Origin of the sequence: Pseudomonas chlororaphis subsp. aurantiaca, assembly GCF_013466605.1 — a bacterium.
In the GTDB taxonomy this organism is placed as follows: domain Bacteria; phylum Pseudomonadota; class Gammaproteobacteria; order Pseudomonadales; family Pseudomonadaceae; genus Aquipseudomonas; species Aquipseudomonas chlororaphis_I.
Window position 1 is genome coordinate 6,274,471 of sequence record NZ_CP059162.1, and the last position, 19,882, is coordinate 6,294,352.

General features: G+C 63.0%; 16 protein-coding genes and 1 tRNA gene. 13 read left to right on the plus strand and 4 right to left on the minus strand.

Annotated features, from left to right (window positions below; all coding sequences use genetic code 11):
- Positions 1–113 precede the first annotated feature (113 nt).
- The 3 genes from H0I86_RS28805 (at position 114) to H0I86_RS28815 (ending at position 5,024) form a co-directional block, all read left to right on the plus strand.
- Positions 114–3,857, plus strand: a complete 3,744-nt coding sequence (locus H0I86_RS28805) for a bifunctional diguanylate cyclase/phosphodiesterase (RefSeq protein WP_180923028.1) — start codon at positions 114–116, stop codon at positions 3,855–3,857.
- Between the two features lie 15 nt (positions 3,858–3,872).
- A tRNA-Ile gene (locus tag H0I86_RS28810) sits at positions 3,873–3,949 on the plus strand.
- A 271-nt stretch (positions 3,950–4,220) separates the two neighbouring features.
- On the plus strand, positions 4,221–5,024 hold the full coding sequence (locus H0I86_RS28815) for a WaaZ-like lipopolysaccharide core biosynthesis protein (RefSeq protein WP_180923029.1): 804 nt from the start codon (positions 4,221–4,223) through the stop codon (positions 5,022–5,024).
- A gap of 85 nt (positions 5,025–5,109) precedes the next feature.
- Here H0I86_RS28815 and H0I86_RS28820 read toward each other — a convergent pair whose 3' ends face one another.
- Positions 5,110–7,476 (minus strand): glucose/quinate/shikimate family membrane-bound PQQ-dependent dehydrogenase, encoded by a 2,367-nt coding sequence (locus H0I86_RS28820; protein ID WP_180923030.1) that lies wholly within the window; start codon positions 7,474–7,476, stop codon positions 5,110–5,112.
- 214 nt (positions 7,477–7,690) lie between these two features.
- Here H0I86_RS28820 and H0I86_RS28825 point away from each other — a divergent pair, with 214 nt between their 5' ends.
- The 10 genes from H0I86_RS28825 to H0I86_RS28870 all read left to right on the plus strand — a co-directional run bounded on the left by H0I86_RS28825 (position 7,691) and on the right by H0I86_RS28870 (position 18,743).
- Entirely contained in the window at positions 7,691–8,152 is a 462-nt protein-coding gene (locus H0I86_RS28825) for an Lrp/AsnC family transcriptional regulator (RefSeq protein WP_009051175.1), read from the plus strand.
- Positions 8,153–8,334: 182 nt separating this feature from the next.
- Positions 8,335–10,017: a flavin monoamine oxidase family protein gene (locus H0I86_RS28830; protein WP_180923031.1), complete on the plus strand. Its 1,683-nt coding sequence runs from the start codon at positions 8,335–8,337 to the stop codon at positions 10,015–10,017.
- A gap of 104 nt (positions 10,018–10,121) precedes the next feature.
- The gene (locus tag H0I86_RS28835; RefSeq protein WP_180923032.1) at positions 10,122–10,916 is read left to right on the plus strand and encodes a carbon-nitrogen hydrolase family protein; all 795 of its coding nucleotides are present in this window, start codon (positions 10,122–10,124) and stop codon (positions 10,914–10,916) included.
- Positions 10,917–10,964: 48 nt separating this feature from the next.
- Complete coding sequence (pqqF, locus tag H0I86_RS28840; protein ID WP_180923033.1) at positions 10,965–13,430, plus strand: pyrroloquinoline quinone biosynthesis protein PqqF; 2,466 nt, start codon at positions 10,965–10,967, stop codon at positions 13,428–13,430.
- A 156-nt stretch (positions 13,431–13,586) separates the two neighbouring features.
- Positions 13,587–13,661, plus strand: a complete 75-nt coding sequence (pqqA, locus tag H0I86_RS28845) for a pyrroloquinoline quinone precursor peptide PqqA (protein ID WP_009045898.1) — start codon at positions 13,587–13,589, stop codon at positions 13,659–13,661.
- A gap of 71 nt (positions 13,662–13,732) precedes the next feature.
- Positions 13,733–14,644 carry a pyrroloquinoline quinone biosynthesis protein PqqB gene (gene pqqB, locus H0I86_RS28850; protein ID WP_180923034.1) on the plus strand — a complete coding sequence of 304 codons (912 nt, stop codon included), beginning with the start codon at positions 13,733–13,735 and terminating at the stop codon, positions 14,642–14,644.
- Between the two features lie 123 nt (positions 14,645–14,767).
- Positions 14,768–15,520 carry a pyrroloquinoline-quinone synthase PqqC gene (pqqC, locus tag H0I86_RS28855; protein ID WP_180923035.1) on the plus strand — a complete coding sequence of 251 codons (753 nt, stop codon included), beginning with the start codon at positions 14,768–14,770 and terminating at the stop codon, positions 15,518–15,520.
- Complete coding sequence (gene pqqD / locus H0I86_RS28860; RefSeq protein ID WP_124322579.1) at positions 15,517–15,792, plus strand: pyrroloquinoline quinone biosynthesis peptide chaperone PqqD; 276 nt, start codon at positions 15,517–15,519, stop codon at positions 15,790–15,792. Before pqqC ends, pqqD begins: the two co-directional genes overlap by 4 nt.
- The gene (pqqE, locus tag H0I86_RS28865) at positions 15,764–16,936 is read left to right on the plus strand and encodes a pyrroloquinoline quinone biosynthesis protein PqqE (protein WP_180923036.1); all 1,173 of its coding nucleotides are present in this window, start codon (positions 15,764–15,766) and stop codon (positions 16,934–16,936) included. Before pqqD ends, pqqE begins: the two co-directional genes overlap by 29 nt.
- Positions 16,902–18,743: a S9 family peptidase gene (locus H0I86_RS28870; RefSeq protein WP_180923037.1), complete on the plus strand. Its 1,842-nt coding sequence runs from the start codon at positions 16,902–16,904 to the stop codon at positions 18,741–18,743. Before pqqE ends, H0I86_RS28870 begins: the two co-directional genes overlap by 35 nt.
- Positions 18,744–18,793: 50 nt before the next feature.
- Here the strand turns inward: H0I86_RS28870 and H0I86_RS28875 are convergent, their stop codons facing one another.
- The 3 genes from H0I86_RS28875 to H0I86_RS28885 form a co-directional block, all read right to left on the minus strand.
- Entirely contained in the window at positions 18,794–18,952 is a 159-nt protein-coding gene (locus H0I86_RS28875) for a YqaE/Pmp3 family membrane protein (protein WP_003228885.1), read from the minus strand.
- A 131-nt stretch (positions 18,953–19,083) separates the two neighbouring features.
- Entirely contained in the window at positions 19,084–19,404 is a 321-nt protein-coding gene (locus tag H0I86_RS28880; RefSeq protein ID WP_009051184.1) for a helix-turn-helix domain-containing protein, read from the minus strand.
- Positions 19,361–19,753: a type II toxin-antitoxin system RelE/ParE family toxin gene (locus H0I86_RS28885; RefSeq protein ID WP_180923038.1), complete on the minus strand. Its 393-nt coding sequence runs from the start codon at positions 19,751–19,753 to the stop codon at positions 19,361–19,363. Before H0I86_RS28885 ends, H0I86_RS28880 begins: the two co-directional genes overlap by 44 nt.
- Positions 19,754–19,882 lie beyond the last annotated feature (129 nt).

Below are 19,882 nucleotides of genomic sequence, written 5' to 3' on the forward strand. Positions count from 1 at the left end.
CCCCAGCCCTGCTGGGGGTTTTGTTTTGTGCAGTTTAAAACTCCCCGCGCCTCACTCCCTGCGGATTGCCCGTCTACACTCGAAACATTCCCCCGTGCCATAACGAGACCGTTATGCCCAGACTGCCGACCGTGCTGATGCTGTCGCTGCTCGCCTGGACCGCAACGGCCGGCGCACTGACGCTCACCGATGAAGAACGAGGCTGGCTTTCCGCTCATCCGGAGTTGCGCCTGGGCGTCGATGCATCATGGCCACCCTTCGAATATCGCGATGAGGAAGGGCGCTACCAGGGCCTTGCGGCGGACTATATCCACCTGATCCAGGATCGCCTGGCGATCACGCTCAAGCCGATAGAGCCCGCCAGCTGGAGCGAAGTGCTCGAATCCGCGAAAAAGGGCAAGCTGGACCTGCTGCCGGGCATCATGTCGACCCCGGAGCGGCAAAACTACCTGGCTTTCACCCGCCCGTACCTCGATTTCCCCATCGTGATCCTGGCCCATAAAGGCGGCGCGCAACCTCGCAAGCTCCCGGACCTGTACGGCCTGAAGATCGCCGTCGTGGAGAATTACGCCCCCCACGAACTGCTGCGCACCCACCATCCAGACCTGAACCTGGTCGCCCTGCCCAATGTGAGTTCGGCTTTGCAGGCACTGGCCCTCAATCAGGTCGATGCCGTGGTCGGCGACCTGGCCTCCAGTGTCTGGAGCCTGCGGCGGCAGAAGTTGGACGGGCTCTATGTCAGTGGCGAAACGCCCTACCGCTATCAGTTGGCCATGGGCGTCCCCCGCGACAGCAAGATACTGGTAAGCATTCTCGACAAGGTGCTGGCCGACATAAGCCCGGCGGAGGTCAACGAAATCCAGCAGCGCTGGGTGGGCAATGTACTCGACCATCGTTCGTTCTGGTCGGACTTGCTGTTCTATGGTCTGCCAGGGCTGCTCCTGCTGTTTGCCGTGCTGGCGGCGGTGATCCGCATCAACCGCCGGCTGAGCTCCGAAATCGCACGGCGCGTGGCGCTGGAACAGGAGCTGCGCAGCAGCGAATACCATTACCGCGGCCTGGTCGAAAGCCTTTCGGCGATCGCCTGGGAAGCCCGCATCAGCGACTTCACCTACAGCTACGTGTCGCCCCATGCCGAGCAACTGCTGGGCTATCCCCTTTCGCACTGGCTGATTCCCGGGTTCTGGAAAAACATCATTCACCCCGCCGACCTGACGCGCGCCCAGCACTTCTGCGATCACGAGGTCCTGGCCGGACGCGATCACAGCCTGGATTACCGGGTGATCACTGCCGATGGCCGCTGCCTGTGGGTTCGCGACATCGTCAGCCTGATCGAGCATGGGCATGAACCGATCATGCGCGGCCTGATGATCGACATCAGCGAAACCAAACGCACCGAAGAGGCCCTGCAGCTCTCAGAACAGAAATTCGCCTCGGTTTTCCAACAATGCCCGGACATCCTGGTCATTGCCCGCCTGTCGGATGGTTGCCTGCTGGAGGTCAACGAGGCGTTCGAGGAGCAGATCGGCCTGAGTGCCGAGCAAGTCATCGGTCAAACGGCCACCGAGCTGAACATCTGGGGTATCCAGGGCGTCGGCCCCGGTCTGCTGCAGCGCTTGCAGGCCGGCAGTATCCGTAACCTGGAGATGCCCTTTCGGCGTAGCAATGGCCAGCTGTTCACCGGACTGATCTCCGCCGAACCCTTCGACCTCGACACCACGCCCGCCCTGGTCGTGGTGGTTCGCGATATCACTCAGTTGAAGGAAACCCAGCAGCAGTTGCAAACCTCCGAAGAGAAGTTCGCCAAGGCGTTTCACGCCTCGCCCGACGGCCTGCTGCTTAGCCGCCAGCGCGACGGCTTGCTAATAGAGGTCAACGAAGGTTTCAGCCGCATCACCGGCTTCAATAGCGCCATGTCCGTCGACCGTTCCACGCTGGAGCTAGGCATCTGGGTCAACCTCAACGAACGCCGGCAGATGCTCGACCTGCTGCAGCGGGATGGTTTCGTGCGCGACTTCAGTTGCCACATTCGCCGCAATGACGGTCAGATCCGCCTCTGTGAGCTCTCCAGCCGGCCGCTGCCGATCGGCGACGAGGATTGCATGCTGACCATCGCCCGCGACATTACCGAGCGCCACCTGATGCAGGAGAAGCTACAACAGGCCGCCACCGTGTTCGAGAGCACCGCCGAAGGCGTACTGATCACCGATACCCAGCAGCACATCAGTGCGGTCAACCGGGCGTTCACCGAAATCACCGGCTACAGCGAAACCGAAGCCCTGGGCCACACCCCGCGCCTGCTGGCTTCCGGCCTGCATGACAGCGCCTTCTACGCCGCCATGTGGCACCAGCTGACCGCCGAAGGTCATTGGCAGGGAGAAATCTGCAATCGACGCAAAAATGGCGAGCTGTACCCCAGTTGGCTGACCATCAGCGCCGTGCGTAACAAAGACCGCTTTATCACCCACTTCGTCGCGGTATTCGCCGATATCTCCAGCCTCAAGCACGCCCAGGCCAAGCTCGATTACCAGGCGCACCATGATCCGCTGACCGGCCTGCCGAACCGCACCCTGTTCGAAAGCCGCCTGCTGACTGCGCTCAACAGCCAGCAGGAGAACGGTGGCCAGGGAGCCGTGCTGTTTCTCGATCTGGACCGCTTCAAGCACATCAACGACAGCCTCGGCCACCCGGTCGGCGACTTGCTGCTCAAGGGCATTGCCGTACGCCTGAAAGAGCAACTGCGGGATATCGACACCGTGGCCCGCCTGGGCGGAGACGAGTTCATCATCCTACTGCCCGGGCTGCAGCAGCCCAGCGATGCCGACCACATCGCCAACAAGCTGCTGAACTGCTTCACCGCGCCGTTCCAGGCCGGCGAGCACGAGTTCTTCATCAGCGCCAGCATCGGTACCAGCCTCTACCCCAAGGATGGCTGCGACGTGGCCACGCTGGTCAAGAATGCCGACGCCGCCATGTACCGCTCCAAGGCCAAGGGTCGCAACCGGGTCGAAAGCTACACCCGCGACCTGACCGCCCAGGCCAGCGAGCGCGTGGCCCTGGAACATGAACTGCGGCGCGCCATCGAACGCAACGAGCTGCATCTCTACTACCAACCCAAGATCAGGCTGGGCGACCAGGCGCTGGTAGGCGCCGAGGCGCTGATTCGCTGGCATCATCCGACCTTCGGCGATGTCCCGCCCGAGCACTTCATCCCCCTGGCCGAAGAGAACGGCATGATCCTGCAGATCGGCGACTGGGTGCTGGAACAGGCCTGCCAGCAGTTGCGTAAGTGGAACGAGAGCTACGAGAGCTTCGGCCCGCTCTCGGTCAACCTCGCCGGCGCCCAGTTGCGCCAACCGAACCTGCTGGGGCGGATTGAGCAACTGCTGAAAGACAACCGCCTCAAACCCGGCTTCCTGCAGCTGGAAATCACCGAGAACTTCATCATGAGCCAGGCCGAGGAAGCCCTGGCGGTCCTGCACCAGCTAAAGCGCCTGGGCGTTCAGCTGGCGATCGACGATTTCGGTACCGGCTACTCGTCCCTGAGCTACCTCAAGCGCCTGCCGCTGGATTTCCTCAAGATCGATCAATCTTTCGTCCGTGGCCTGCCGGATGACCCGCACGATGTGGCAATCGTGCGGGCCATCATCGCCCTGGGCCGCAGCATGCAATTCACCGTGATCGCCGAAGGCGTGGAAACCCATGACCAGCAGGTATTTCTCGGGAACGAAGGCTGCGAGCAGATCCAGGGCTACATCATCAGCCTGCCGCTGAGCGCCGACGAATTCGCCGCGACCTTTCTGAGCCTTCCCGTTTCGGATTTTTCGGATAGCACAGGCGAGAAACCGTCGCTATAATCCGCGGCCTACTGAGGGCCTATAGCTCAGTCGGTTAGAGCAGAGGACTCATAATCCTTTGGTCCACGGTTCGAGTCCGTGTGGGCCCACCATCTTTGAAAGCCGCGCATTGCGCGGCTTTTGCGTATTCACAACGCTGCAAATCCCTCGATCAGGCCGCCAGGCCGGCAAAGCCCCCGATCATTTCTTCCCAGAAATCAGCCCTAGCGCACAACTATTAAAAACCGCCACGGTCATAACCGCGCGGAAGTCGCGCATGGCCGACGTTTGGTCCTAGACTGCACTTCTATCAATGGGGGAGAGCCTGTCCTTTCCCCGGCGTGATGCACCACCTAAGCCACCCCTAATAATCAGAGTGGCCTGATGATTCGGACACAGCACATGGAAGTAGTATCTACGGCGCCTTCGCCTGGCCGGGTAACGGGGTTCGCACGTTGCCGGAATATTCAGCAAGGCCCTGTTTTCATCATTGCATCCGGTAGTTCGGCAAAGGACTTCCCCATCGAGGCCTTTTCCAACATCCCGATGATCACCATGAACGGGGCCATCTCGATGTTCCGCGGGACCGGCATTCAGCCCTTTTTTTATGCCTGCACCGACACCAGTTTCTCCCTCCAGCAACCCGAACTCTTCGCCCAGGCGATGGCTATCAGTCAGCGGGTAGCGCTCTGGGAAGAACATGCCCGGACGATTCCGATCCAGCCTCGCGGCGAGCTGTTTCTGCTGAAGAAGGCGCCACGACAGACCTGGAAGGAGCGGTTGCTCAGGAGCAACCGCGATCTGGTGCGCCCTCCTCTGCTCTGGGGCAACAGGAACCGGACCATCGGCTTCAGCAAGAATCTCGAACTGGGTTTCTTCGACGCCCGTACTGTGGCTTATCTGGCGCTGCAACTCGCCTATCACGCTGGCTTCGATACAGCGATCCTGGTGGGCGTCGACCTGAGTCCTGCCCAGGGGCGCTTTTATGAAACGCCAGACACCTTCAAGTCACCCTGCGGCCTGGACCAGCACTTGCAATCGCGGATCCTGCCGTCCTTGAAGCTGATGTCGGACAAGGTCATGGGCAAGGTTTTTTCCGTATACAACCTGTCCCCCACGTCGCGTATTCCTACCTCGATCATTCCCAACATCAGCCTCGACGAACTCGGCAAACTGATTCATCGCTGAGCTGTCGCAGAAGAACCAACGGGGTGTATCCGCCACAAAAAAAACCGCGCCAGGCGCGGTTTTTCTGTCAGGCCAGGATCAGCCCTTATTCAGGCAATGCATAAGCGATCACATAGTCCCCACGGTCCGGCGACTGACGCGCGCCGCCAGCGGTCAGCAGGATGTACTGCCGGCCGGTCTTGGGCGAAACGTAGGTCATGGGCCCCGACTGGCTACCCACCGGCAGGCGGGCTTTCCAGATTTCGTTGCCGTTGCCGGTATCGAAGGCGCGCAGGTAGAAATCCTGGGTGCCGGCGAAGAACAGCAGGCCGGACTGGGTCGCCAGGGACGCGCCCAGGGTCGGCATGCCGATCGGGATTGGCATGTGCATGCGAATGCCCAGGGGACCGGTGTCCTGCACGGTACCGACCGGCACCTGCCACACCAGCTTCTTGGTTTTCAGGTCGATGGCCGACATGGTGCCGAACGGCGGCTTCTGGCACGGGATACCGGCAGGCGAGAGGAAACGCTGGCGCATGGCCCCAAACGGCGTGCCGTCCTGGGGTACTACACCCATTTCGATACCGCTGGCCCCGGCCGCGATCTTCGCGCGCGGGATCATGTAGTTGGCCAGGCCCAGGCGCATGTCGTTGACGAACATATAGTTGCTGTTCGGGTCCACCGACACGCTGCCCCAGTTCATGCCACCCAGGGAACCCGGGAACTGCAAGGCGTGATCCATGCCCGGCGGGGTGTAGACGCCTTCATGGCGCATGCCCTTGAACTGGATGCGGCACATCAACTGGTCGAACGGCGTCGCGCCCCACATATCCGATTCGGTGAGGGTCTGGTTGCCGATCGACGGCATCTCCACCGAGAACGGCTGGGTTGGCGAGTAGCGTTCGCCCGGCATATTGCCCTGCGGCACCGGACGCTCTTCCACCCGGGCGATAGGCACGCCGGTTTCGCGGTTGAGCAGGAAGATCTCACCCTGCTTGGTGACTTGCGCCAGCGCCGGCTGCACCCCGCCCTTGTCGTCCGGCACGTCGTACAGCAGCGGCTGCGCCGGCAGGTCGAAGTCCCACAGGTCGTGGTGGGTGGTCTGGAAGTGCCAGCGCACCTGACCGGTTTTAACGTCCAGGGCGACGATCGACGAACTCCACTTGTCGTCGAATTCCGTGCGCTGGCCTGCGAAGAAGTCTGGCGTGGCATTGCCGGTCGGCAGATAGACCAGGCCGAGCTTGGCGTCATAGGACATGGCCGACCAGACGTTCGGTGTACCGCGGGTGTAGGTCTCGCCCGCCGGTGGACGCTTGGTGGTGTTCGGGTTACCCGGATCCCAGGCCCAGACCAGCTCGCCGCTGCGCACGTCGAAGGCGCGGACCACGCCCGGTGGCTCGCCGATGGAATAGTTGTCCGCTACCCGGCCACCGACGATGACTACGTTGCCGGCCACCAGCGGAGTCGAGGTCTGCTGGTAATAGCCAGGCTTCACTTCGCCCATATCGGTTTTCAGGTCGACCGTGCCCTTGTCACCGAAGTCTTCGCACGGCTTGCCGGTTTCTGCGTTGATCGCGATCAGGCGCGCATCGCCGGTCGGCAGGAACAAACGCTTGGTACAGGCGGCCGGAGCGACCGCTGCCTCGGCAGCCGGCTCGGCGGAGGCATCGAAGTAACCCAGGCCGCGGCAACGCTGCCAGTTAGGCGCCGAGCCTTGCGGATCGAACTTCCAGCGTTCGGCGCCAGTGTCGGCGTCCAGGGCGAACACCTTGCCGTAGGCGGTGCAGGTATAGACCGTGTCACCAATCTGCAGGGGTGTGTTCTGGTCTTCGGCGCCCGCGCCAGTGCTTTGCGGAATATCGCCAGTGCGGAAAGTCCAGGCCACCTGCAACTGGTCGATGTTGCCCTTGTTGATCTGGTCCAGCGCGGCAAAACGATTGCCGGCGGTGGTGTTGCCCCAATGGGCCCAGTCCTTCTGCTCGGTACCTGGAGCCACAGGCTTGATCGCCGGCTCGCTGCTGGCCTTGACCACATGGGTCGGCACGAACATGTAGGCCAGGGTCGCCACGATACCAATACCCAGCACACCCGCCAGGCCATAAGCGCCACGGCCGGCGGTCGCGCCCGAAGCACGTACCAGGGTTGGATAGATCAGCGCCACCACCAGGCCGATGACGGCGAAGGTCAGCGCCCGCGAAACCAGCGGCCAGTATTCCAGCCCGGCATCCCAGACCGCCCAGATCGCGGTCAGGACCAGCGCCACCCCGTATAGCCAGGCGCCGCGCGGGTTACGCCGGGCGATCAGCAGCCCGGAAACGATCATCGCCAGGCCCATCAGCAGGAAGAACCAGCTACCGCCCAGGCTGACCAGGTACCCGCCCCCGCCGGCCAGCCCCAGGCCGATCAATGCGATCAGCGCCCCCAGCGCCCCCAACAGCCATTTGCTGCCGGTGGCAGCCCCATAATTATTCATGTTGGAAATTTCTCCCATTCTTTACGTGGCGAGAGAATGTACTAACCAGTTACTTATGACAACTTGTCGCAGGCAATTCGTGGCAAAAAATCTCAGCCGTGCCATTGAGCCTAGCCGTCACAGCACAACCCGCAGCCAATACGCCATGCCACGAGCATCGCCCCCAGCTAGCCTGTAACATGCTCGGCCACCGTTGCCCGCGCCGGAGTTCACCTTGTCTGACAGCCGCCCTCCCGTCCTCGACGAAATCGACCGCCAACTGATCGCGGCCCTGCAGATCAATGCCCGCGAAAGCGTGGCCATGCTCGCCAGGCAGCTGGGGATCGCCCGTACCACCGTGACCTCGCGCCTGGCGCGGCTGGAAAAGGCGCGGGTGATTACCGGTTATGGCGTGCGCCTGGGTCAGCGGGTCATCGATGGCGGCTTGCAGGCCTATGTGGGGATCAAGGTCCAGCCGCGCTCCGGCAAGGAGGTACTGCGGCGCCTGAGCGCCATGGCCCAGGTCCAGCAGCTCTGCGCAGTAAGTGGGGAATTCGACTATGTCGCCTGGCTGCGCACCGATTCACCGGAACAGCTCGACCAGTTGCTCGACCAGATCGGCAGCGTCGACGGCGTGGAAAAGACCACCACCTCGATCATCCTCAGCAGCAAGATCGACCGTGGGCACCCCGTCTGAAGGGCCTGCCCTCGCTGCGACATGCGCAGTTCGTCAATCTGTAAAGCTCAGTCGCCATATTGATTGCTCATCATTCAAAACGACGACACTTTGCGTCTTATTAACGTGCGCAACGCTCCCTAGAATGGCTGCCATCTTTTCCTATACTCAGCGCTCTGCTCGAGTCGCCAGCAAGGTCAGCCATGAACAAGAACAATCGCCATCCTGCAGACGGTAAGAAACCCATCACCATTTTCGGCCCGGACTTCCCGTTCGCCTTCGACGACTGGATCGAGCACCCGGCCGGCCTGGGCAGCATTCCCGAGGCCAACCATGGCGCCGAAGTGGCGATTGTCGGTGCCGGTATCGCCGGGCTGGTGGCGGCCTACGAGCTGATGAAACTGGGCCTCAAGCCCGTGGTGTACGAAGCCTCGAAAATGGGTGGCCGGCTGCGCTCCCAGGCGTTCGAAGGCGCCGAAGGGATCATCGCCGAGCTGGGCGGCATGCGCTTTCCGGTGTCCTCCACGGCCTTCTATCACTACGTCGACAAGCTGGGTCTGGAGACCAAACCCTTTCCCAACCCGCTGACGCCGGCTTCCGGCAGCACCGTGATCGACCTCGAAGGCCAGACTCACTACGCGCAGAAGCTCGCCGACCTTCCGGCGCTGTTCCAGGAAGTGGCCGACGCCTGGGCCGATGCCCTGGAAGACGGTTCGCGCTTCAGCGAAATCCAGCAGGCCATTCGCGAGCGCGACGTGCCGCGCCTCAAGGAACTGTGGAACACCCTGGTGCCGCTGTGGGACGACCGCACCTTCTATGACTTCGTCGCCACCTCGAAAGCCTTCGCCAAGCTGTCGTTCCATCACCGCGAAGTGTTCGGCCAGGTCGGTTTCGGCACCGGCGGCTGGGATTCGGACTTCCCCAACTCGATGCTGGAAATCTTCCGCGTGGTGATGACCAACTGCGACGATCACCAGCACCTGGTGGTCGGCGGCGTCGAGCAGGTGCCGCTGGGCATCTGGCGTCATGTGCCGGAGCGCTGCGCCCACTGGCCGCAAGGCACCAGCCTCAGTTCGCTGCACCACGGCGCGCCGCGTCCCGGGGTGAAACGTATCGCCCGGGCCGCCGATGGCCGCTTCAGTGTCACAGACAATTGGGGCGATACCCGCGAATACGCGGCGGTGCTGACCACCTGCCAGAGCTGGCTGCTGACCACCCAGATCGAATGCGAAGAATCGCTGTTCTCGCAGAAGATGTGGATGGCCCTGGACCGTACCCGCTACATGCAGTCGTCGAAGACCTTCGTCATGGTCGACCGGCCGTTCTGGAAGGACAAGGATCCGGAAACCGGTCGCGACCTGATGAGCATGACCCTCACCGACCGCCTGACCCGCGGCACCTACCTGTTCGATAACGGCGACAACAAGCCAGGGGTCATCTGCCTGTCCTATTCGTGGATGAGCGACGCCCTGAAGATGCTGCCGCATCCGGTGGAAAAACGGGTCAAACTGGCCCTCGACGCGCTGAAGAAGATCTACCCGAAAGTCGATATCGCCGGGCGCATCATCGGCGACCCGATCACCGTGTCCTGGGAAGCCGACCCGCACTTCCTCGGCGCGTTCAAGGGTGCGCTGCCTGGCCACTACCGCTACAACCAGCGCATGTATGCGCACTTCATGCAGGACGACCTGCCCGCCGAACAGCGCGGTATCTTCATCGCCGGCGACGATGTGTCCTGGACCCCGGCCTGGGTCGAGGGCGCAGTCCAGACCTCGCTCAACGCGGTCTGGGGCATCATGAAGCACTTCGGTGGGCAGACCCACGCCCAGAACCCGGGCCCGGGCGATGTGTTCCACGAAATCGGCCCGATCGCCCTGGCCGACTGAACCTGTAGCTGCTGCGGGCTGCGATAGAGCGCAACACTCGTGGCTTTTGAACAGCCCGCGGCAACGGCTACAGTGACAGTCCAGCGCACAGAGGAGTCATCACCATGCGTGTAGCGCTTTATCAATGTGCCCCACAACCGCTGGATGTCGCCGGCAACCTGCAACGCCTGCAGAAAGTCGCCGTGGAAGCCTCCGGCGCCGACCTGCTGGTGCTGCCGGAGATGTTCCTCAGCGGCTACAACATCGGCGTAGAGGCGGTGGGCGCCCTGGCCGAGGCCCAGGACGGCCCGTCGGCGCAATACATCGCCAACGTCGCCCAGTCGGCGCGCATCGCGATTCTGTATGGCTACCCGGAGCGCGCCGACGACGGCCAGATCTACAACGCCGTGCAACTGATCGACAGCAACGGCCAGCGTCTGTGCAACTACCGCAAGACCCACCTGTACGGCGATCTCGACCGCTCGATGTTCAGCGCCGGCCCGGACGATTTCCCCTTGGTGGAACTCAATGGCTGGAAGCTCGGTTTCCTGATCTGCTACGACATCGAGTTCCCGGAGAACGCCAGGCGCCTGGCGCTGGCCGGGGCCGAGCTGATTCTGGTGCCCACCGCCAACATGCTGCCCTACGACTTCATCGCCGATGTCACCGTGCGTTCGCGCGCCTTCGAAAACCAATGTTATGTGGCCTACGCCAACTACTGCGGCCACGAAGACGAGATCCACTACTGTGGCCAGAGCAGCATCGCCGCGCCCGACGGCCAGCGGATTGCCCTCGCCGGGCTGGATGAAGCCCTGATAACCGGCACGCTGGACCGCCAGTTGATGCTCGACTCACGCGCCGCCAATCGCTACTTCCATGACCGGCGCCCGGAGCTTTACGACGACCTGAACAAGCGTTGATCCGAGGTTATCCGCTAGCATGGGCGCTTCACTGTTCTGGAAGTGCTCATGCCCGCGCTGAACCACCCTCTGCCTCATCAGGAAACCCTGGCCAACGGCCTGCGGGTTTCACTGCACCACGTCCCTCGATTGAAGCGCTGCGCGGCGGCCCTGCGGGTCTCGGCCGGCAGTCACGACGTACCGCTGGCCTGGCCCGGGCTGGCGCACTTTCTCGAACACCTGCTGTTTCTCGGCACCGAGCGTTTTCCCGCGGAACAGGGCCTGATGGCCTATGTGCAACGCCACGGCGGCCAGGTGAACGCCAGCACCGGCGAACGCCACACCGATTTTTTCTTCGAACTGCCCCCCGCGGATTTCGCCGCCGGGCTGGAGCGCCTGGCCGACATGCTCGCCCACCCGCGCATGAGCCAGGAAGACCAGTTGCGCGAGCGCGAGGTGCTGCATGCGGAGTTCATCGCCTGGTCGCGGGATGCCGCGGCGCAACGGCAGTTCGCCTTGCTCGACGGCCTGTCGGCGGAACACCCGCTGCGGGCGTTCCATGCCGGCAATCGCTACAGCCTCAACGTGCCGCGCCCGGCGTTTCAGCAGGCGCTGCGGGCCTTCTATCAGGCTCACTACCATAGTGGGCAAATGTCCCTGAGCCTGGCCGGCCCACAGTCGCTGGAGGAGCTGAAGGCCCTGGCAGAGGGTTTTGGCGCGGCCCTCGCCGTCGCTGAGGCGCAACCGCAAGACGCCCCTGTACCCTTGCTGGCATCTGCGCAGCAGCATTATCAGCAGCTCGAAGGGAGCCACCTGAACCTGCTGTTCGCCTGCGAGCAACTGCCCACGGCCGCCCGCGAGGCGCTGGACTTTCTCTGCACCTGGCTGGCCTCCGGCAAACCCGGTGGGCTGCTGGCCACGCTCAAGGAACGCAAGCTGGTCGAGGGGTTGAAGGCCGCGCCGCTGTATCAGTTCGCCGGTCAGGCATTGCTGCATATCCAGTTCGACTTGACCGAGCAAGGCGCCCAACAGCCGGAGCAGGTGAGTGAGTTGCTCTTCGATTGGCTGGCCTTTTTCAGCAGCCAGGACGACTGGCCAGCATTGCGTGACGAATACGCCCTGCTGCAACAGCGCAAACGCCAGGTCGCCAGCGCACTGGCGTTGGCAAGACTGAACAACGAACAGCTGGAACCACAACTGTCCGACCATGGCGTCACAGCCCTCAAGGCCTTGCTGTCGCAACTTCAAACCCCGCAGGCCGCCAGCTGCGGTATCCACTGGCAACTGCCTGCGCCCAATCCGTTCCTGCGCAGCTCGGTGCCAGCCGCCCGGGCCGGCCTGATTCGCGGGCAAACCAGCGCCCACCGCGGCTTGCGGACCTTCGCCCAGGACCGCTTGCGGCAGCGTCGCGAATCCTCGGCGATGACCTTCAGCCAAGCCATCGCCGACGATACCGGCGAAGCCGCCCTGTATTTGCGCTGGCGCCTGCAAAGCCTGTTGCCGCAGGAGCTGCACAGCCGCTTGCAAAACCACCTGCGCAACCTGCGGGACGACGGGCTTCAGGCGGGCGTCGAGTTGTCCTTCGGCGTCTCGGGCAACCAGTGTCTGTTGACACTGAAAGGGCTTCCCGAGCCGATGCCGGCCATGCTCCAACAGGCTCTGCTGGAACTGAGCCAACCCGGCGCGGCGTTCTGGCAGATGTCCCCGGCGGCTCCCACGCCGTTGCTGCCGATCCGCCAATTGCTCCAGGAGCTGCCCGAGCGCTGCCTGGACGTACCCGCCTCCCAGGCGCCGCATCCACTGGATGAACAAGGCTGGCAAACGCTGTGGGAGGACGCCCACTGGGACGGCCTGGCCATCGGCCTGGGTCATGCCCAAAGCGCGATCGGCGCGGCATTGGGCAAGGCCCCCGGGACTGCCGACAGCCGGCTTTCAGCGCCGCCCTCGATAGCCGCGCAGCAGCTCTGGCATGAGCTCGCAACCGGCGCCGGCGAGCAGGCCCTGCTGCTGTTTTGCCCGGCACCGGGCAGCACCCTTCAGCAGGAAGCCAGCTGGCGGCTGCTGGGGCAACTTGGCCAGATGCCGTTCTATCAGCACCTGCGGGTCGAGTTGCAACTGGGCTATGCGGTGTTCAGCGGCGTGCGGCAGATCAACGGCCAGACCGGCCTGCTGTTCGGCGTGCAATCGCCCAGCGCTTCGCTGAGCGAAATCCTCGAACATATCCAGGCGTTCCTGGCGCGCTTGCCCGAGTTGATCGAGGCACTGGATGATGCCTCCCTGGACGACTTCAAAGCTAACCTCGCCGCCCAGTTCGATGCCCATGCATTGCCCGTGGCGCAACTGGCCGAGCTGCTCTGGCAGGACCGACTGGCCGGCCATCCGTCGGATTACCTGGAGCAATTGCAACAGGAGATGATGGCGGCCACCCGGCCACAGCTGCTGCTCGCAGCCGAACAATTGCAACAGGCGCAAGGCGGCTGGCGCTGCCTGGCCAATGGCGCCTGCCCAGGCGAACCCTGGCAAGCGGCAAAATGATCGTTACCCTGGCTGCAACGAGCTTTCTTCAACAAATGCGGTCATTCCCCGAAGGGAATTTAGTAAGATAGCCCCCTAAGCATCTGAACATCTCCGGTTGGAGGTGGACTATATGTATAGATCTCAACCGTCCCACCCACCTGAAGGAGCACCTCCATGTCCTGGTCCAAACCTGCCTACACCGACCTGCGTATCGGCTTTGAAGTCACCATGTACTTCGCCAGCCGTTGATTGCTTGCGCAGTGCAACGCCTCGGCTCGCCGGGGCGTTTTTATTTTCAGCTTTAACCTGATGGAGCGGCCATGTTTGTCCAGATTCTAGGTTCCGCCGCCGGTGGCGGTTTTCCGCAGTGGAACTGCAACTGCGTGAACTGCGCGGGCTTTCGCGACGGCAGCCTGCGGGCAAAGGCTCGCACCCAATCGTCCATCGCCATTTCCGATGACGGCGTGAACTGGGTCCTGTGCAACGCCTCGCCGGACATCCGCGCCCAGCTCCAGAGCTTCGCCCCGATGCAACCGGGCCGCGCCCTGCGCGACACCGGGATCAGCGCGATCATCCTGATGGACAGCCAGATCGACCACACCACCGGCCTGCTCAGCCTGCGCGAAGGCTGCCCGCATCAGGTCTGGTGCACCGACATGGTCCATGAAGACCTCAGCAGCGGTTTCCCGCTGTTCACCATGCTCACCCACTGGAACGGCGGGCTGGACTGGAACCGCATCGAGCTCGACCAGAGCTTCACCATCCCGGCCTGCCCGAACCTGCGTTTCAGCCCGCTGCCACTGCGCAGCGCCGCGCCGCCCTATTCGCCCCATCGCTTCGACCCACACCCGGGCGATAACATCGGCCTGATCGTCGAGGACCTGCGTACCGGCGGCAAATTGTTCTACGCCCCTGGACTGGGTAAGGTCGATGCAGCGCTGCTGGAAATCATGAGCGGCAGCGACTGCCTGCTGGTGGATGGCACCCTGTGGGAAGATGACGAGATGCAGCGCCGCGGCGTCGGCACCCGGACCGGGCGGGAAATGGGCCACCTGGCGCAGAACGGCCCCGGCGGCATGCTGGAAGTGCTGGAGCAGCTGCCGGAGCAGCGCAAGATTCTTATCCACATCAACAACACCAACCCGATCCTCGACGAGGATTCCGCCGAACGCGCGGAGCTGGCGCGGCGTAACGTTGAAGTGGCTTACGACGGCATGAGTATCGAGCTGTAACCAAAGGATTTTTCGCGAGCCAGCCGCGCTCCTGTAGATAGCGCTGTCTACAGGAGCGCGGTTTGCCCGTGACAAGCCTCAACCAGGCAACACACATCTACGGTTGTTCCCCGGAGAACCGCAATGACTGACACAGCAATGTCCCCCGCCGAATTCGAGCAGGCCCTGCGGGCCAAGGGCGCCTATTACCACATCCACCATCCGTACCACGTGGCGATGTACCAAGGCCGGGCGACCCGCGAGCAGATCCAGGGCTGGGTCGCCAACCGCTTCTACTACCAGGTGAACATCCCGCTCAAGGACGCGGCGATCCTCGCCAACTGCCCGGACCGGGAAATTCGTCGCGAGTGGATTCAGCGCCTGTTGGACCACGACGGCGCCCCCGGCGAAGACGGTGGCATCGAGGCCTGGCTGCGCCTGGGGCAAGCGGTCGGTCTCGACCCAAACCAACTGCGCTCGCAAGAACTGGTGCTGCCGGGCGTGCGTTTCGCCGTCGACGCCTACGTCAACTTCGCCCGTCGCGCCAGTTGGCAGGAAGCTGCCAGCAGCTCGCTGACCGAGCTGTTCGCGCCGCAGATCCACCAGTCGCGTCTCGACAGCTGGCCCCAGCATTACCCGTGGATCGACCCGGCCGGCTATGAATACTTCCGCACGCGCCTGGGCCAGGCGCGACGCGATGTCGAGCACGGCCTGGCGATCACCCTGCAGCACTACACCACTCGCGCCGGCCAGGAGCGCATGCTGGAAATTCTCCAGTTCAAACTGGACATCCTTTGGAGCATGCTCGACGCCATGAGCATGGCCTATGAACTCAATCGCCCGCCGTACCACAGCATCACCGCACAACGGGTCTGGCATAAAGGAATCACCCTATGAGCTTCGATCGCAGCAAGACCCCGACCTGGCGCCCCGGCTACCGCTTCCAGTACGAACCGGCGCAGAAGGGCCATGTACTGCTCTACCCTGAAGGCATGATCAAGCTCAACGAGAGCGCCGCACTGATTGGCGGGTTGATCGACGGCGAACGGGATGTCGCGGCGATCATCCAGGCACTGGAGATCCAATTCCCCGACGTGCCCGAACTCGGTGACGACATCGAGCAATTCATGGAGGTCGCCCGTGCACAGCACTGGATCGAACTTGGCTGATTCGCCAGCGCCGATACCGCCCAAGCCGGAAGTCGGCCTGCCGCTGTGGCTGCTGGCCGAACTGACGTACCGCTGCCCACTGCAATGCCCGTATTGCTCCAACCCGCTGGATTTCGCCGAGCAGGGCAAGGAGCTGAGCACCGAGCAGTGGCTCAAGGTGTTTCGCGAAGCCCGGGAAATGGGCGCCGCGCAACTGGGCTTTTCCGGTGGCGAACCGCTGGTGCGCCAGGACCTCGCCGAACTGATCGGCGAGGCGCGCAAGCTGGGGTTCTACACCAACCTGATCACCTCGGGCATTGGCCTGACCGAGCAGAAGATCAGCGACTTCAAGAAGGCCGGGCTCGATCATATCCAGATCAGTTTCCAGGCCAGCGACGAGCAGGTGAACAACCTGCTGGCCGGCTCGAAAAAAGCCTTCGCCCAGAAGCTGGAAATGGCCCGGGCGGTGAAAGCCCACGGCTACCCGATGGTGCTGAACTTCGTCACCCACCGGCACAACATCGACCGGATCGATCGCATCATCGAGCTGTGCATCGCCCTGGAAGCAGACTTCGTCGAGCTCGCCACCTGCCAGTTCTACGGTTGGGCCCAGCTCAACCGCGTCGGCCTGTTGCCGACCAAGGAACAACTGGTACGCGCCGAACGCATCACCAACGAATACCGCGCCAGGCTGGAAGCCGAAGGGCATCCGTGCAAACTGATTTTCGTCACCCCGGATTATTACGAGGAACGCCCGAAAGCCTGCATGAACGGCTGGGGCAGCATCTTCCTCACGGTCACCCCGGACGGCACCGCCCTGCCCTGCCACGGCGCCCGGCAGATACCCGTGCAGTTCCCCAATGTCCGCGACCACAGCATGCAACACATCTGGTACGACTCCTTCGGCTTCAACCGCTTCCGCGGCTACGACTGGATGCCCGAGCCGTGCCGCTCCTGCGATGAAAAGGAAAAGGACTTCGGCGGCTGCCGCTGCCAGGCCTTCATGCTCACGGGCGACGCCAGCAACGCCGACCCGGTGTGCAGCAAGTCGCACCATCACGGCGTGATCCTCAAGGCCCGCGAAGAAGCCGAGCACGCTACCCAGACCATCGAGCAACTGGCCTTCCGTAATGAACGAAACTCGCGCCTCATCGCCAAAGGCTGAATCTTTCAGCGCCGCCCAAGCCGTCGCCGCCGGCATCGATTTCGCCGAACTGCGGCTCGGCGCCAACGGCCTGTTCTGGAACGAATACCGCCCCGAAGATGCCGCCTGCCGGATCTGGCACTGGCGCGACAACCAGGCCCGCTGCCTGACGCCACAAGGTTTCAGCGTGCGCAGCCGGGTCTACGAATATGGCGGCGGCGCCTTTTGCCTGAGCGATGACGGGCTGGTGTTCGTCAACGAAGCGGATCAGCAACTCTACCGACAATCGCTGCAAGGCGAAACGCCGGTAGCCCTGACCTCCGGCAAGTGCCGTTATGGCGACCTGCAGTTCGCCGCCGGCCAGGTGCTGGCAGTGGAAGAACACAACAACCAGCATCGCCTGGTGGCCATCGACTCCGATAACGGCAAACGCCAACTGCTGGCCGAAGGGGCGGATTTCTATGCCGCTCCCACATTGAGCCCGGACGGTCAGCGCCTGGCCTGGATCGAATGGGATCGGCCGCACCAGCCCTGGACCTCGACCCGCCTGATGGTCGCCGCGCGCCTGGCCAATGGCCGCTGGGATGACCCACAGTGCCTGGCTGGCGACAGTGCAGAAGAGTCGCTGCAACAACCACGTTTCGATGAAACCGGCCGCCTGTATTGCCTGACCGACCGCGCCGGGTTCTGGCAACCCTGGGGTGAAACCCCAAGTGGCCTGCAAGCGCTGCCCTGCGTCGCCGCCGATCACGCCCCCGCCCCCTGGCAATTGGGCGGCTGCACCTGGCTGCCACTGGGTGGCGACAGCTGGCTGGGCACCTGGACGCAAGGCGGCTTCGGCCGCCTGGGGCTGCGCCTGGCCGAGGGTTCACAGCAGGATTTCAGCGGCGACTACAGCCGCTTCCGCAACCTGGCGCTGGATGAGCGGTTCATCTATTGCATCGCGGCTTCACCTGTCAGCCCGTCCGCGGTGGTCGCCATCGATCGTCAGTCGCAGCGGGTCACAGTCCTGGCAGGCGGTGTGGCGCCGCTGCCGCCCGAGCAGATCAGCCGTCCGCAAACCCTGCGCTATCCCAGCGGCCAGGGCGAGGCCCAAGGTTTTTTCTACCCGGCCATGAGCGATGACGACCGGCCACCACTGGTGGTGTTCATCCATGGCGGCCCGACCTCGGCCTGTTACCCGATACTCGACCCGCGCATCCAGTACTGGGCGCAACGGGGGTTCGCCGTGGCCGACCTGAACTATCGCGGCAGCAGCGGCTATGGCCGCGAGTACCGGCAAGCCCTGCACCTGAGCTGGGGCGAGGTGGATGTGCAGGACGCCTGCGCGGTGGTTGCCTATCTGGCCCGACAAGGCCTGATCGATGGCGACCGGGCCTTTATCCGCGGAGGCAGTGCCGGCGGCTACACCACCCTTTGCGCGCTGGCCTTCGCCGATGTGTTCCGTGCCGGCGCCAGCCTGTATGGCGTCAGCGACCCGGTCGCCCTGGGGCGAGCCACCCACAAGTTCGAAGGCGACTACCTGGACTGGCTGATCGGTGATCCCGAACAGGATGCCGAGCGCTACAAGGCCCGTACCCCGCTGTTGCATGCCGACAATATCCGTGTACCGGTGATTTTCTTCCAGGGCGAACTCGACGCCGTGGTGGTGCCCCAGCAGACCCAGGACATGCTCAAGGCCTTGCAGAACAACGGTATTGTGGCCGAAGCGCACTATTACCCGGACGAGCGCCATGGCTTTCGCAAGGCCATCAATCAGGCCCACGCGCTGGAACAGGAATGGTTGTTTTATCGACGGGTAATGGAACAGATGGGCACTCTGCGGTAGTCGGCACCCAAGGGGACAAGCCCGCTCCGGTGCGGGAGCGGGCGCCAGGCTCAGCGCTTGGCGATGATGTACACCGCATGCACGATGCCCGGGATGTAGCCGCACAGGGTCAGCAGGATATTCAGCCAGAACGCACCGCCGAACCCCACCTGCAGGAACACTCCCAATGGCGGCAACAGAATGGCGATGATGATGCGGATAAAGTCCATGGATCAGCTCCTGATAGAAATCGACTCGTACGAGCCTCACAGCTAATCGACCCGTGGCGTTTGGCAGGGTTCAGTCGGGTCCGGCCAAGGGCAAGTTTTATCCTCAGGCGGGCTGGTGTTTCAGTACCGGCTCACGCCAGTATTTCAAGGCCATGTTTCTGCACGATGCTCAACAGTTTGAGCGCCATGCCGCTCGGGTGTTTCTCGCCGGACTCCCACTGTTTCACCGTGGACGCGCTGGTGTTCAGGTAGCGGGCAAAGACCGGCTGGCTGACATTGCTACGCTCGCGCAGCAGCTTGATCTGCTCCGCGGGAATGCTCGCCGGCACTGGCGCGATACACGCCTCATCGAACTGGCGCATGGTGGTTTTGCCGATGGCGCCGATGGCGTGCAGGGCACTGGCCGACTCATGTATCGATCCAAGGGCTTCGGTCTTGAATGGCTTGCTCATGTCTGATCTCCACAAACGCTTTCATCTCAAGTAGCTGCTGGACCTGCCAGCCATCCAGCCCTTCGTATGCCTTGGCCAGCGCGCGGAACGCCTGCAGCTCCTGGTGGCTGATATTGCTCTGGTCCTGCTTGGCGAACAGGAACTGGAACACCCAGTAGCGCCGGCCCCTGGCCAGGACGATCGAACGATGGCGGTTGGCATTCAGGCGTTTTTTCCAGACCCCACCACCAAGGTCATCAGCCTGGCCGCGGCATAACTCGCTGAATGCGGCCAACAGCTCATTGTCATGAATCAAGGCCTTTTTCGCCGCGACAGCAAAACCTTTGGTTTTGAACAACCTGATGGTCATGGCTTCCTTTCCCAAAAACATACCACTTGGTGGTATATATGTTCAACCCAAGCTGCCCGGTGGTCTTTCACCCCATGCAGCCCCCACCGTCCTGGCGGATGAGCCTAAGGAACCCTCTCTGGATGATGG

Bases quoted from the DNA above. Each gene is read 5' to 3' on its own strand.
- H0I86_RS28805 (WP_180923028.1), top strand. From the start codon at position 114: ATGCCCAGACTGCCGACCGTGCTGATGCTGTCGCTGCTCGCCTGGACC.
- H0I86_RS28815 (WP_180923029.1), top strand. From the start codon at position 4,221: ATGATTCGGACACAGCACATGGAAGTAGTATCTACGGCGCCTTCGCCT.
- H0I86_RS28820 (WP_180923030.1), bottom strand. From the start codon at position 7,476: ATGAATAATTATGGGGCTGCCACCGGCAGCAAATGGCTGTTGGGGGCG.
- H0I86_RS28830 (WP_180923031.1), top strand. From the start codon at position 8,335: ATGAACAAGAACAATCGCCATCCTGCAGACGGTAAGAAACCCATCACC.
- H0I86_RS28835 (WP_180923032.1), top strand. From the start codon at position 10,122: ATGCGTGTAGCGCTTTATCAATGTGCCCCACAACCGCTGGATGTCGCC.
- pqqF (WP_180923033.1), top strand. From the start codon at position 10,965: ATGCCCGCGCTGAACCACCCTCTGCCTCATCAGGAAACCCTGGCCAAC.
- pqqB (WP_180923034.1), top strand. From the start codon at position 13,733: ATGTTTGTCCAGATTCTAGGTTCCGCCGCCGGTGGCGGTTTTCCGCAG.
- pqqC (WP_180923035.1), top strand. From the start codon at position 14,768: ATGACTGACACAGCAATGTCCCCCGCCGAATTCGAGCAGGCCCTGCGG.
- pqqD (WP_124322579.1), top strand. From the start codon at position 15,517: ATGAGCTTCGATCGCAGCAAGACCCCGACCTGGCGCCCCGGCTACCGC.
- H0I86_RS28870 (WP_180923037.1), top strand. From the start codon at position 16,902: ATGAACGAAACTCGCGCCTCATCGCCAAAGGCTGAATCTTTCAGCGCC.
- H0I86_RS28875 (WP_003228885.1), bottom strand. From the start codon at position 18,952: ATGGACTTTATCCGCATCATCATCGCCATTCTGTTGCCGCCATTGGGA.
- H0I86_RS28880 (WP_009051184.1), bottom strand. From the start codon at position 19,404: ATGAGCAAGCCATTCAAGACCGAAGCCCTTGGATCGATACATGAGTCG.
- H0I86_RS28885 (WP_180923038.1), bottom strand. From the start codon at position 19,753: ATGACCATCAGGTTGTTCAAAACCAAAGGTTTTGCTGTCGCGGCGAAA.